Here is a 12,876-nt window from a genome sequence, read left to right as displayed (position 1 = left end):
AGGACGTCCGTGCCGGTTCCGTCACCGATCCCCGGTTCGATGTCGTCCGTGTCACGTCACGGCGAACGACGGCGGTTACTGCACGGGGTTCCAGCCGTCACTGCCGGCCAGATACTTCTGCGAAGTGTAGTTCGCCGCGGTTGCGCCACTGATCTGCGGGCGGTCGCTGGTGCCGGCGCCGGCTCCGGAGCCGGTGTTGTTGTATTCGTTGAACCGGCAGGTCTTCCAGGAGAAGCCGCCCATGTCCTGCCAGGCCCCGGCTTGGCGGATGTGTGCCCCCAGCGTCGAGTCGCGGACCAGCACCTGACCGATCGCGTCGGCCGCCCCACCGGCGTGCCAGCAACGCCCCAGGGCGACGGTCCGCGCCGCGGCCGAACTCAACAGCGTCGACCTGGTGATCAGAATGCCGTACCGGTTGCTGGAGTTGGTGGCCGCGGCGGTGATGTAGCCGTTGTTGGTGCTGCCACGGTCCAGTGAGCGGATGGTCGTGGAGTCGACGACCAGGGCGCCGTTGCCGTAGATGAAGTCGACGGCGCCCTCTATGTAGCTCTTGTAGACGTATTGGCGAACCTGCGCGCTTCCTGTTCCGCCCCAGGACAGGAAGGTGTCCTGGTAGCCCAGCAGGCGCACGTTGCGGTAGACCTGCCGGTCGCCGCCGGCGTACAGGGCCAGTGCCTGACTGTCGTGCCGGTCGTAGGTGTTGGCGATGGTCACACCGGTGACGGTGGTGTTCTTGGCCATGTTCAGTACGGTCGCGCTGCCCGCGGTTCCGGCGGTGGAGGCGGGAGCGTTGCCGGTGATCACGACGTCCGTCGCGGTCCCGGTCGTCCCCTGCAGGGTGATGCCGGGCTTTGCCGCCGGGATGGACACCTGGCCGCGGTAGGTACCCGGTTTGATCTTGATGGTCGCGCCGGACGGGGCTGCCGCGATCGCGGCCTGGACGGTCGTGTAGTTCCCGGAGCCGTCACTGGCCACCGTGATGGTGGTGGCGGCTTCCGCCGGGGCGGTCAGCCCGAGGACAACCAGGGGTAATGCGGCGAGGGCGCCGGCGACCGCAGAGGTCCGGCGCTTACCGAGCGGGTGCATGTGGGGCCCTTTCGTCGTTTCTTCGGGGACGTCGATCCGCGTCAGCGGGAGGCTGGTGATCCTCGGTCCGGTGCGGCCGAGGGCCATACGATCGCGCCGGCGGGGACGGGGTCGGTGAGCCGTCGGAAATCGGCGGCCGGCAGGACGCCCTGGTTGCGCATGGCGGCGGCGACGAGCCGGGCGACCTCGATCGCACCGAGGGCCTGGAAGTGCGTGTTGTCCTGGCTGCCGTTGGGGTAGTTCGGGTACTGGCCTGCCGGGAGGATCATGAAGTGCTTCTTCGTTCCCTCCACGCCCGCGCGGTTCCACAGCCCGGTACTGGAGGCGGTCAGGTCGATCAGCGGTACGCCTTTGGCAGCGGCGAGTTGGCGCATGGCCGCCGGATAGGCGCCGTGCGAGGGGGAAATGACCCCCGCGCTGTTGAAGTGACGCCGCTCCACGGGCGTGACCAGCACCGGGATCGCTCCCTTGGCCCGGCTCCTGTCGATGTACCGGGAGAGGTACTGCTTGTACGTGGTCGACGGCTCGGTGTACCGGGAGGGGTCGTCGGACTTCTCGTCGTTGTGTCCGAACGAGACGAGAAGAAGGTCCCCGCGCTTGATCACGGCCAGGATGCGGTCGAGGCGGCCCGTATCGACGAAGCTCTTGGAACTGGCCCCGGACTGGGCCTCGTTCACCACCTCGACACCGGAGGTGAGGAACACCGGCAGCGCCTGTCCCCAGCCGGCCCGGGGAGCCTTCGACGAGACGTAGGTGGAGGCTGTGGAGTCTCCCGCGACATGGACGTGAACGGTGGCCGCCGCCGAGGCGGCCGCGGCCTCACCGGCCAGTGCGGTGATCGACGAGGCTGCCACGATGCCGGCCAGCGCGACGCGCAGGACGAGCCGTCGGCTGGTGACCCGGTGCCCCGTCGGGCGTCGTAAGAACATGCTCTCTCCGTTCATGAGGCGGACCACCGGCGACGTTCTTCTCTCGGACAGCCAGGACGATCGGGTGTCGGCCATGGTGAGCCAGGACAAGCCAGGAAGAGCCAGGACGTGGGACACCGGAGCCGTACCGCTCGGCCCGCGTCCGGCGCCCGGACGAGGTACGGCCCGGCCGAGGCGCTGGTGCCACCCGGGCCGGCCGCCGTTCCACCGCTCATCGGGACGAGTCGCCGAAGCACTCCCGCGGGCCGGGAGCGGAGGCGGTCGAACCTGTTGTGCGGTGTTCAGCGGACGGGCGACTCCGACGTCCGGCCGGCAGCGGTGTCGGGCGACGGTGGGTGGCATGTGCAGCGTCGGCGCGTCGCGGTGCGGAGGCGTTCGTATGCGTCGGTCACCCTGACCTCCGTGTGGGGGAAGGGAAGGCGGTGCCGGGCAGAAGGCGTGAACAGTGCGGTTCTCGCTGGGTGTGGGAACGTTCCCACACCCAGCGAGCGTAGGTACTTGTTGGTGGACCGTCAAGGATGCCGTTCGTTTGTGTTTCGGCCGTGTGCGGAGGGGGGCGGCGGCTGTGCGGCTATGCGGCCGCGAGGAGGATGGCCGTGTAGTGCGAGGCGAAGGCGGCGATGGTCAGGGCGTGGAAGACCTCGTGGAAGCCGAACCACGAGGGTGACGGATCGGGGCGCTTGAGTCCGTAGACGACGGCTCCCGCGGTGTAGAGCAGGCCGCCCACGATGACGAGGACGACGACGGCTGCACCGCCGGTGCGCGCGAAGTCGGGGAGATTGAACACGGCCACCCACCCCAGGGCGATGTAGCACGGGGTGTACAGCCACCGGGGAGCCCCGATCCACAGGATGCGGAAGGCGATCCCGGCCAGCGCGCCCGCCCACATCACGGCCAACAGCAGCCGCTGCCGGTCCGCGGGCAGCAGCAGTACCGCAAGCGGGGTGTAGGTGCCGGCGATGATGAGGAAGATGTTCGCGTGGTCCATCCGCCGCAGCACCGCCTCACCGCGCGGGCTCCACGTCCCGCGGTGGTAGACCGCGCTGGTGCCGAACAGCAGGCAGGCGGACACCGCGTACACCGCGCAGGCCGCCACCGCCGCCGCCGAGCGTGACATGACGATCAGGACGATCCCGCCGGCCAGCGCGAGCGGGAACACGCCGGCGTGCAGCCAGCCGCGCATCCGCGGCTTCAGAGCCGCCGCCGCCCGCTCCATACCGCCTTCGAGGCCGGTGGCAGCCGTCGGCCGACGGGGCGCGACGGGAGACTCCGCTTCCGTCGCGCCCCGCGGGACGTCGGACGGGTTGCCGGCTCCGGGGTTCGGCTCTCGGCCCCGGGACGGCGGCTCGGCTTCTTCGGCGATCATGCTCTCATTGTCTCCGAGTGCCGCAGGCAGGCGGTCCGGCGGGGTGGTCGTCATCGTCGAGACGGCCGTACGCGTCCTCCGATGTCGTCCGGGTCTCCGTGGAACGCGTCGAGGGGGTGCGCTCGGCGGGTCAGGCCCGGAGGTAGGTGAGGACGGCCAGGACCCTGCGATGGGTGGTGTCCGTCGGAGGCAGGTCCAGCTTGGTGAGGATGTTGCCGATGTGCTTGCCGATCGCCGCTTCGGACACCACCAGTTCCTTGGCGATCGCGCCGTTGGACCTGCCCTCGGCGATCAGCGCCAGCACCTCGCGTTCGCGCGGGGTGAGCTGCTCCAGCGGATCGCGGCGGCGGCGCAGCAACTGGCGCACCACCTCGGGGTCGACCACCGTCCCGCCGTCCGCCACCTTGCGCAGCGCGTGCACGAACTCCTCGACCTGGCCGACCCGGTCCTTGAGGAGATAGCCGACGCCGGTTCCGTCGCCGGAGTCCAGGAGTTCGGCGGCGTACGTCCGTTGCACGTACTGGCTGAGGACCAGGACGGGGAGTGCGGGGAGCTTCTCCCGCAGCCGCACCGCCGCGTGCAGGCCCTCGTCCTGGTAACCGGGCGGCATGCGGACGTCCGTCACCACGATGTCGGGGACATGCTCCTCGACCGCGGCGATCAGCGCCGGCGCGTCCCCGACGGCCGACACCACCTCGTGGCCGCAGCGGTCGAGCAGGCCGACGAGTCCTTCCCGCAGCAGCACGCTGTCCTCGGCCAGCACTACGCGAAGCGGTCGGCCGCCTTGGTCACTTCGCAAGGAAACTCCACACGCAACAGGGTCGGTCCACCTGGCGGACTGGTCAGGGCAAGTCTGCCATCCAGGACCGAGACCCGGTCGCCGAGGCCGGTGAGGCCGCTGCCCGCCGAAGGGTCCGCGCCGCCGCGGCCGTCGTCGCGCACTTCCAGGAACAGGCGTCCGTCATGATGGCCGCCGCTCACCCGCGCGCGGCCGGCCCCGCTGTGCCTGGCGACGTTCGCGAGCGCCTCGCAGACGACGAAGTGGGCCGCGGACTCGATCGCCGGGGTCAGCCGTCCCGGCAGTTCGAGGTCGACGTCGACGGGGACCGCGCAGCGGTCGGCGGCGTCGCTGACCGCTGCCTGAAGGCCGTAGTCCGTGAGGACCTTGGGGTGGATGCCGTGGATGAGCTCCCGCAGTTCCACGAGCGCCTGGCCCGCCTCCTCCTGGGCCTTGGCGAGCCGGTCGGCGAGCGGGCCGGGCGGGGCGTCCAGGCGGGCCAGGCCGAGGGCCATCGTCAGGGCCACGAGGCGTTGTTGGGCGCCGTCGTGCAGATCGCGCTCGATACGGCGCCGTTCGGCCTCGAAGGCGTCGACCAACCGGACGCGGGAGCGGGCCAGTTCGACGACCCTCGCGTCGAGCTCGCCCTCGCGTGGGGCGATCAGCAGCCGGGCCAGCCCGGCGCGGGCGCCCGCCGTGACGCCGAGCAGGTAGGCGCACAGGCCCATGAGGAGCAGGCCCAGTACGGCGACGCCGAACGCGGTCGGCCAGGTGGTGACCGTCCACTGCTTGAGCACCTTGACCTCGCGGCCGTCGCCGGCCGTGGCCATCAGCAGCGGAGTGGCGACCATGGACAGGGGACACAGCAGCGCCAGCGTGACGGCCAGGGCGTCGACCGGCCACAGCAGCCCGGCGAACAGCAGCGCGTACCCGAGCTCCCGCCAGGTCGACTGTTCGCGCAGCCGGGTGGTCAGCCAGGGCCGCAGTCCCGGCGTGGACGGCGTCCGGTGCCGACCAGCCGCCGGATCACGGTCGATCAGGCGCATCCTGCACCGTTCCGCCCGCGCCACCGGGATCCCGCCGAGAGCCGGCACCACGAGCAGCGGCAGCCCCACCAGGACGAGGGCGAGCGCACCGCAGACCACCACCGACACCACGATCCCCGCCAAGGTGACGACGCCGGTCAGCGCGCCGGTGAGCAGATACCCGGCGGAGCGCCAGGGCCAGGCCGACAGCACAAAGCCCGGCCGGGACATGGCCTGCCACACATTCCGAGGGTGCATGTGCATGACCGTAAGCGACCCCGTCGGTCCGGCTCCATCGGGCCAGGATCCGTATGAGGGGTAGGTCTGGCCCTACCCCAGGACTCGTTCCGCCCTTACTGCGCCACCAGGGGCTTCCGCGGTTTCGTTGAGCCACCGACGAGTTGAGGAGCAGGTACTGATGGGGGAACACATGAGCGACGACGCGGTCCGGTTGAGTTCGGTGACCCGGCGGCACGGCTCCGGCGACACGTCCGTCACCGCCCTCGACCAGGTGTCGCTCGCCTTCCCGAGAGGGACCTTCACCGCCGTGATGGGCCCCTCCGGGTCCGGCAAGTCGACCCTGCTGCAGTGCGCCGCGGGTCTGGACCGGCCCACGTCGGGCTCGGTCACCGTGGGCGGCACGGAGTTGACCGGGCTGAGCGAGACCGCGCTGACCCTGCTGCGCCGCGAGCGCGTCGGCTTCGTGTTCCAGGCGTTCAACCTGGTGTCCTCGCTTACCGCCGAGCAGAACGTGTCCCTGCCGCTGCGGCTGGCCGGCCGCCGCCCGGACAGGGCACGGGTGCGCGAGGTGCTCCGGCAGGTCGGCCTCGGCGACCGGGCGCGGCACCGCCCGACGGAGATGTCCGGCGGCCAGCAGCAGCGGGTGGCCCTGGCCCGCGCCCTGATCACCCGCCCCGACGTGCTGTTCGGCGACGAGCCGACCGGCGCCCTCGACTCGCGGACCAGCCGCGAGGTGCTGACACTTCTGCGCGGCATGGTCGACCGGGACGGCCGGACGGTCATCATGGTCACCCACGACCCGGTCGCGGCCTCCTACGCCGACCGCGTCGTGCTCCTGGTCGACGGCCGGGTCGACGGCGAGCTGCTCGGCGCCGGTGCGGACGCCATCGCGGCGCGCCTGTCCGGGCTGGAGGCGGCGCCGTGCTGACCACCACGCTGTGCACCCTGCGCACCCGCTGGGTCACCTTCGTCGGCAGCTTCGTCGCCCTCTCCCTGGGCGTGGCGCTGATCGCCGTGATGGGACTGGCCCTGGCGTCCTCGCCGGACGCACCCGGGCGCGGGCCGGAGCGGTTCGCCGCCGCGCCGGTCGTCGTCAAAGGGCAGGACACGCTGCGGGTGCCGACCTCGATCGGCGACCGGACCCAGAAGCTCGCCCAGCCGCGTGCGGTGCCCGCCGACGCGGTCGCGAGACTGCGGGACCTCGGCGCCGTCGTGCAGGACCGGTCGTTCGCCGTACGGGCGGAGGGCGGGCCCGCCGGTCTGGTGGGGCATCCCTGGCCGACCGCGGCCTTCGCGCCGTACCGGCTCGACGCGGGACGCGCGCCCGAGGCCGCGGACGAGGTCGTCGTCAGCGGTGACTGGACCCGGCCGGGCGCCCGGGTGCGGACCGACGGCGGTGTCGTGCGCGTCGTCGGCACCGTGCGCGTCGTCGGCGCCCCGGCCGGGGCGGGCTTCGAGAACGCCGTGTTCTACACCGACGCCCGCGCAGCCGAACTGTCGCCGCGCAGCCTCCAGCTCGTGGTGAACGCCGATCCGGCGGCCGTGCGCGAGGCGGTGCGCGGCGCCGAGGGCGTCCAGGTCCTCACCGGGGACGCGCGCCGGTACGCCGACGCCGGCCCCGACCGCGACCGCGCGGCCCTCACCGCGATGAACGCCCTGTTCGGCACGGCCGGCGGCGTCAGCGGGTTCGTGTCGGTGTTCGTGGTGGCCTCGACGTTCGCGTTCGCGGTGGCCCAGCGGCGCCGCGAGTTCGGGTTGCTCCGCACCGCCGGGGCGACCCCGGGACAGATCCGCCGCATGGTCGTCGGCGAGGCGCTCGCGGTCGGCGTGCTCGCCTCGGCCGCCGGATGCGTGATCGGTTCCCGCGCGGCTCCGGGGCTCGCCGCGTGGGCGGTCGACGAGAGCCTCGCGCCCCGCTGGTTCACCGTCGGCGACCACACCTGGCCCTACCACATGGCGTTCTGGACGGGGTTGTCGGTGGCCCTGGGCGGTGTGCTGGCCGCGTCCTGGCGGGCCGGACGCACCGGTCCCGCCGAGGCGCTGCGCGAGGCGTCCGTGGACGCCCGGCCCATGACACGGGGCCGCCTGCTGTTCGGCGCGGCCCTGCTGGTCACCGCCGTGGTGACGCTCGTCCTGGCCCTGGTGACGGACCCGGGCGAGCTGTTGCAGCGCAAGACCTATGTGAGCCGTCCCATGCTGCTGATCACCGCGGTCGCCCTGCTCGCGCCGCTGCTGGTGCGGCCGTCGGTCCGGCTGATCGCCTGGCTGCCGGCCCGGCTGCCGGGCGCCGCCGGGATGCTGGTGCGGGAGAACGCCGCCGCCGGGGTGCGCCGCACCGCCGCGGTCGCGGCGCCGGTGCTGGTCACGGTCGCGCTGGCGGGCTCCCTGCTGGGCGCCGCCGCGACCCTCGACGCGGCGAAGGCCACCGAGGTGCGCGAGCGGACGGCCGCCGACTTCGTGGTCGCCTCGGCGGGCGAGGCCGGATTCGACGAGGCTACGGTGCGACGGCTGCGGGGCGTGTCCGGCGCCGACGTCTCGGCGAGTTCGCCGAGCGCGGTGTACGTCCTGGAGGACGGCGTGGCGCTCATCAGGTCCGACGCCAGGGCCGTCGAGCCGCAGACGTTCGCGGCGACGGCCCGTCTTCCGCTCGCCGCCGGGACGGTGAGCGCTCTCGACGACGACTCGATCATCGTCAACGAGGAGTGGGAGAAGCACACCGTGGGCGAGCGGGTGGACGTGTGGCTCGGCGACGGCACGCGGAAGTCCCTGCGGATCGCCGCGGTCATGACCGTCGGCACCGGCGACAACGGCGTCTACGTCACCCCGCGCAACGCCGCCGCCGCGCCCGTCGACCGGGTCGACGTACGCCTCGCGGAGGGCGCCGACGCGGACGCCGTGGCCGCCGGACTGCGTCGGGCGGTGCGGGCGTCGGACGGGGAGGTGGTGACCAGGGACGCCTGGGTGCGCGCGATGTACCCGCAGACCGACCGGACGACCCGGGCGGGCTTCTTCCTGGTCCTCGGGATCGCCCTGCTCTACACCGGCATCTCGCTGGCCAACACGATGGTCATGGCGACCTCCGACCGGTCCCGCGAACTGGCTGTGCTGCGGCTGGCCGGCGCGACCCGCCGGCAGGTGCTGCGGCTGGTGGGCGCCGAGGCGCTGACGGTGGTCGTGGTCGGCGGGGCGCTCGGAGCACTGGTCGCCGGTGTCGACCTGGTGGGCATGTGGGCCGCGTTGGGCCTGCGCTCGGTGTGGACGTCCGTCGAGATGCCGTGGGCGACGCTCGCGGCGATCCTGGGCGCCTGCGCGGTGCTCGCCGTGATCTCGGCGGTCGTCCCGGCCGGCCTCGCCCTGCGCCGCGGGGCGATGGAGCCGGCGGGCACGCCGGAGCAGCCCTTCCGCCCGGCGGGGCGACGAGGGGCGAGAGGACGGCGGGGAGAGCGGCCATGAGGGGACCGGCCCCGCGTCCGAGGCCGGCCTGTGGCCTCGTCCGCCCTCGCCGCCCGCGCTCCTCGTCCGCGACGATCAGGAGGGCGGCGTGATGCCGAGTCGCTCCGCGAGTTCGTCGGCGCCGACGCCGTACGTCTCCCGGATCCGTACGCCCTCGGGGCCGACGTCGAAGACGCCGTGGTCGGTGTAGACGCGGCTGACGCAGCCGACGCCGGTGAGGGGGTACGTGCAGTGCGGCACGAGCTTGGGCTCGCCGGAGCGGGTGAAGAGCGTCATCATCACGTAGACGTCCTTCGCGCCGATGGCGAGGTCCATGGCGCCGCCGACGGCGGGGATGTCGTCGGGCCGGCCGGTGTGCCAGTTGGCGAGGTCCCCGTCGAAGGCGACCTGGTAGGCGCCGAGGACGCAGACGTCGAGGTGCCCGCCGCGCATCATGGCGAAGGAGTCGGCGTGATGGAAGTACGCCGCCCCCGGCAGTTCGGTCACCGGGACCTTGCCGGCGTTGGTCAGGTCGGGGTCGACCGCGTCGCCCTCGGCCTTCGGGCCCATGTTGAGCATGCCGTTCTCGGTGTGCAGCACCACTCCGGATCCGGCCGGCAGATGATCGGCGATCCTGGTGGGCTGGCCGATGCCGAGGTTGACGAACGCGCCGGCCGGGATGTCCCGGGCGATGACGGCTGCCAGTTCGTCCATCGAGAGCCGGTGGTCGGCGCCGGCCTGATCGCTTGGCGCGGTGGTCATCGTGCCCCCTGGACGGTGTAGCGACGGGCCGCCACCTGGACGACCCGGTCGACGTAGATGGACGGCGTGACGACGGCCTCGGGGTCGAGTGTCCCGGGCGCGACGATCTCGTCGACCTGGACGATGGTCGTCGTCGCGGCCGTGGCCATGACCGGTCCGAAGTTGCGGGCGGTCTTGCGGTAGACGAGGTTGCCCAACGTGTCCGCGAGGTGCGCGCCGATCAGTGCGTAGTCGCCCTTGACGGGGTACTCCAGCAGGTACGTGCGGCCGTCGATCTCGCGGACCTCCTTGCCCTCGGCGAGCGGTGTGCCGACCGCGGTCGGGCAGTAGAACGCGCCGATGCCGGCCCCGGCCGCACGCATCCGCTCGGCGAGATTGCCCTGCGGCACGACCTCCAGCTCGATCTTTCCCGCGCGGTAGAGGCCGTCGAAGACCCAGGAGTCGGCCTGGCGCGGAAAGGAGCAGAGCACCTTGCGCACCCGGCCGGCGGCCAGCAGCGCGGCCAGCCCGACGTCACCGTTGCCCGCGTTGTTGGACACGATCGTGAGGTCCTTCGCCCCCTGCCGGATGAGCGCGTCGATCAGGTCGAACGGCATCCCGGCCAGGCCGAAGCCACCGACGAGGACCGTGGACCCGTCCTCGATCCCGGCGACCGCGGCGTCGGTGCTGTCGACGATGTCCGCCCGGCTCACCGGGTCTCCTCCGTGACGCCGCAGTTCTCGAGCACGACGGCCAGGCCCTGGCCGACCCCGATGCAGACGGCCGCGACACCGTAGCGCTGCCGGGTCTCGCGCAGCACCTTGGCCAGGGTGGCGAGGACGCGGCCGCCCGAGGCGCCCAGCGGGTGCCCGATCGCGATGGCGCCTCCCTTCTGGTTGACGAGGGCGGGGTCGACCTTCCACGCGTCGAGGCAGGCGAGCGACTGCACCGCGAAGGCTTCGTTGAGCTCGACCGCGCCCACCCGGTCCCAGCCGATCCCGGCCCGGGCCAGCGCACGGTTCGCGGCTTCGACCGGGGCGTAGCCGAAGGCCTGCGGCTCCAGCGCGCTCATGCCGCGGCCGGCGATGCGGGCGACCGGGTCGGCCCCGATCGTGGCCGCGGCCTTCTCGCTGCCCAGCAGCACGGCGGAGGCCCCGTCGTTGAGGGGGCTGGCGTTGCCCGCGGTGATGGTGCCGCCCTGCTCCGGCGTCCGGAAGACCGGCTTGAGCCCGGCCAGCACCTCCGGCGTGGATCCGGCCCTGATGCTCTCGTCGCGGGTCAGGCCGACGCCCTCGACCGGCGCCACCAGGTCGTCGTAGAAGCCCGACTCCCATGCCTGGTGGGCGAGTCGGTGGGAGCGGGCGGCGAACTCGTCCTGGCGTTCGCGGGAGATGCCGAAGCGCTCCCGGAGCTGCTCGTTGGCCTCGCCGAGGCTGACCGTCCACTCCTTGGGCATCCGCGGGTTGACGAGCCGCCAGCCGAGCGTGGTCGAGACCGCGGTGACGTCGCCTGCCGGGAAGGGCTTCGCCGACTTGGGCAGCACCCACGGCGCCCGGGTCATCGACTCTACGCCGCCGGTCAGCACCACCTCGGCGTCGCCGGTCTCGATCATCCGCCCGGCCGTCATCGCCGCGTCGAGGCTCGAACCGCACAGCCGGTTGACCGTGATGCCGGGCACGCTCACCGGAAGCCCGGCGAGCAGCGCCGCCATACGGCCGACGTTGCGGTTCTCCTCGCCGGCTCCGTTCGCGTTGCCCCACACCACGTCGTCGATCGCGGCGGGGTCGAGGCCAGGCACCCGGGCGAGCGTCGAGGTGATCGCGGCGGCGGCGAGGTCGTCGGGGCGGACCCCGGCCAGCGCGCCGTTGAAGCGGCCGAACGGCGTCCGGGTCGCGGCGTACAGGAATGCACTCATGGCAGCGACGCTAATCCCGGCCCGCGATATTCTGAAGTACGCGTATCCGAGCCGATTGATACGGATGACCTATGGATCTGCGTCACCTGCGGTACTTCGTCGCCGTAGCCGAGGAGCGCCACTTCGGCCGTGCCGCCGAGCGGCTGCACATGGCCCAGCCGCCGCTCTCCACGCAGATCCGGCAGCTCGAGGCGGAGCTCGGCGTCGAGCTGCTCCATCGCACGACCCGCCGCGTCGACCTCACCGAAGCCGGCCGGGCCTACCTCGGGCGGGCGCGCGCGATCCTCGCCGACGTCGACGAGGCGGCCCGGCACGCCCGGCTCGTCGCCGCCGGCTCGGTGGGCCACCTCGCGATCGGCTGCGTGGGATCGGCGACGTACAGCCTGCTGCCCGCCCTGTCGCGGCGGCTCACGGAGGAGCTTCCCGGCGTCGACTTCTCCTTCCGCGGCGAGATGCTCGCGCCCGACCAGGTCGAGGCGCTGCGCACCGGCGCGATCGACGTGGCGCTGCTGCGCCCCGTGGCGGCCGGCCCCTCCCTCACCGTGCACAGCCTGCGCCGGGACCGGCTCGTCGTCGCCGTGCCGGTCGGCCACCCCCTCGCCCGCCGGAAGCGGCTGCGCGCCGCGGACCTGGCCGGCGCGGACCTGATCGTGCACTCCGCCGGCCGCCGGTCCGTGATGTACGACGTCGTCCTCGGCCTCCTGCGCGACGCCGGCGTCGAGCCGCGCATCCGCCACGAGGTCGGCGAGACCTCGACGCTGGTCACTCTGGTGGCCGGCGGTCTCGGTGTCGCGGTCGTGCCGGGGCCCGTGACCGCGTTGGCGCTCGACGGCGTCGCCTATCTGCCGCTGGCCGGACCGGACGCGCGCGTGGAACTGGCCGTCGCCCACCGCGCGGACCGCTCCGAGCCGCATCTGGCGCGCACCGTGGGAATCATCCGGGCGATGTTCCGGTGACTCCGGTTCATGTCGACCTCTTCGGTCGTTGTCGTCGATGGATTGTTAGCGCCCACATTCTGCTCCGGCATAACAGAAATCAAGGTCAAGGAATGGCATGGCCTTTGTTTCCATACTCTTGACTGTTCAACAGTGTTGACCCGATGTTCACACCGGCGTAAAAAGGCGGAGTCACGGGACCGGTCGATCACCGCCAATCGTATGAGCACCGTCCAGGCACAACCCTGGACCAACTCCGACACAGAGCCACCGACGAACCGTTCACACCCCGCCCCACGGCTCGGATGAGCGGCGGCATCCGGGCTTCCCGATTGTTAGCGCTCACAATTTTCGTTCGCCGGCTGGACGTCCCCCGCTGCCCGCGCCTTCGGTACCGGGCCAGTGAAGAACGCACGACGGAAGAGGTTC

At 72.3% G+C, this 12,876-nt stretch carries 11 protein-coding genes; 3 read left to right on the top strand and 8 right to left on the bottom strand.

Annotated elements, in window-relative coordinates; genetic code table 11:
• Positions 1-75: 75 nt before the first annotated feature.
• The 5 genes from QF032_RS35430 to QF032_RS35410 form a co-directional block, all read right to left on the bottom strand.
• Positions 76-1,086: a pectinesterase family protein gene (locus tag QF032_RS35430; RefSeq protein WP_307059282.1), complete on the bottom strand. Its 1,011-nt coding sequence runs from the start codon at positions 1,084-1,086 to the stop codon at positions 76-78.
• 41 nt (positions 1,087-1,127) lie between these two features.
• On the bottom strand, positions 1,128-2,015 hold the full coding sequence (locus QF032_RS35425) for a rhamnogalacturonan acetylesterase (RefSeq protein ID WP_307059280.1): 888 nt from the start codon (positions 2,013-2,015) through the stop codon (positions 1,128-1,130).
• Between the two features lie 571 nt (positions 2,016-2,586).
• Positions 2,587-3,381 carry a PAQR family membrane homeostasis protein TrhA gene (gene trhA / locus QF032_RS35420; protein ID WP_307048318.1) on the bottom strand — a complete coding sequence of 265 codons (795 nt, stop codon included), beginning with the start codon at positions 3,379-3,381 and terminating at the stop codon, positions 2,587-2,589.
• A gap of 130 nt (positions 3,382-3,511) precedes the next feature.
• Positions 3,512-4,144: a response regulator transcription factor gene (locus tag QF032_RS35415; RefSeq protein ID WP_307050464.1), complete on the bottom strand. Its 633-nt coding sequence runs from the start codon at positions 4,142-4,144 to the stop codon at positions 3,512-3,514.
• Entirely contained in the window at positions 4,144-5,415 is a 1,272-nt protein-coding gene (locus QF032_RS35410) for a sensor histidine kinase (RefSeq protein WP_307050462.1), read from the bottom strand. The genes QF032_RS35415 and QF032_RS35410 overlap by 1 nt, the downstream gene beginning before the upstream one ends.
• 187 nt (positions 5,416-5,602) lie before the next feature.
• On the opposite strand from QF032_RS35410, the gene QF032_RS35405 reads away from it, so the two are divergent.
• Positions 5,603-6,352: an ABC transporter ATP-binding protein gene (locus QF032_RS35405; protein WP_307048316.1), complete on the top strand. Its 750-nt coding sequence runs from the start codon at positions 5,603-5,605 to the stop codon at positions 6,350-6,352.
• Positions 6,346-8,877: an FtsX-like permease family protein gene (locus QF032_RS35400; protein ID WP_307059278.1), complete on the top strand. Its 2,532-nt coding sequence runs from the start codon at positions 6,346-6,348 to the stop codon at positions 8,875-8,877. The genes QF032_RS35405 and QF032_RS35400 overlap by 7 nt, the downstream gene beginning before the upstream one ends.
• Positions 8,878-8,952: 75 nt before the next feature.
• Here QF032_RS35400 and QF032_RS35395 read toward each other — a convergent pair whose 3' ends face one another.
• From QF032_RS35395 to QF032_RS35385, 3 genes are read right to left on the bottom strand one after another with little or no spacing between them, the layout of a single operon-like run.
• A complete protein-coding gene (locus tag QF032_RS35395) occupies positions 8,953-9,618 on the bottom strand; it encodes a 3-oxoacid CoA-transferase subunit B (RefSeq protein WP_307048312.1) in 666 nt (221 codons plus the stop codon).
• A complete protein-coding gene (locus tag QF032_RS35390) occupies positions 9,615-10,310 on the bottom strand; it encodes a 3-oxoacid CoA-transferase subunit A (protein WP_307048310.1) in 696 nt (231 codons plus the stop codon). The genes QF032_RS35395 and QF032_RS35390 overlap by 4 nt, the downstream gene beginning before the upstream one ends.
• The gene (locus tag QF032_RS35385; protein ID WP_307059276.1) at positions 10,307-11,512 is read right to left on the bottom strand and encodes a thiolase family protein; all 1,206 of its coding nucleotides are present in this window, start codon (positions 11,510-11,512) and stop codon (positions 10,307-10,309) included. The genes QF032_RS35390 and QF032_RS35385 overlap by 4 nt, the downstream gene beginning before the upstream one ends.
• Positions 11,513-11,583: 71 nt before the next feature.
• On the opposite strand from QF032_RS35385, the gene QF032_RS35380 reads away from it, so the two are divergent.
• A complete protein-coding gene (locus QF032_RS35380; protein ID WP_307048306.1) occupies positions 11,584-12,468 on the top strand; it encodes a LysR substrate-binding domain-containing protein in 885 nt (294 codons plus the stop codon).
• Positions 12,469-12,876 lie beyond the last annotated feature (408 nt).

This window comes from Streptomyces achromogenes (assembly GCF_030816715.1).
GTDB lineage: Bacteria > Actinomycetota > Actinomycetes > Streptomycetales > Streptomycetaceae > Streptomyces > Streptomyces achromogenes_A.
This window is presented reverse-complemented; position numbering and strand designations above follow the sequence as displayed.

Bases quoted from the DNA above. Each gene is read 5' to 3' on its own strand.
- QF032_RS35430 (WP_307059282.1), bottom strand. From the start codon at position 1,086: ATGCACCCGCTCGGTAAGCGCCGGACCTCTGCGGTCGCCGGCGCCCTC.
- QF032_RS35425 (WP_307059280.1), bottom strand. From the start codon at position 2,015: ATGTTCTTACGACGCCCGACGGGGCACCGGGTCACCAGCCGACGGCTC.
- trhA (WP_307048318.1), bottom strand. From the start codon at position 3,381: ATGATCGCCGAAGAAGCCGAGCCGCCGTCCCGGGGCCGAGAGCCGAAC.
- QF032_RS35410 (WP_307050462.1), bottom strand. From the start codon at position 5,415: ATGTCCCGGCCGGGCTTTGTGCTGTCGGCCTGGCCCTGGCGCTCCGCC.
- QF032_RS35405 (WP_307048316.1), top strand. From the start codon at position 5,603: ATGGGGGAACACATGAGCGACGACGCGGTCCGGTTGAGTTCGGTGACC.
- QF032_RS35395 (WP_307048312.1), bottom strand. From the start codon at position 9,618: ATGACCACCGCGCCAAGCGATCAGGCCGGCGCCGACCACCGGCTCTCG.
- QF032_RS35385 (WP_307059276.1), bottom strand. From the start codon at position 11,512: ATGAGTGCATTCCTGTACGCCGCGACCCGGACGCCGTTCGGCCGCTTC.
- QF032_RS35380 (WP_307048306.1), top strand. From the start codon at position 11,584: ATGGATCTGCGTCACCTGCGGTACTTCGTCGCCGTAGCCGAGGAGCGC.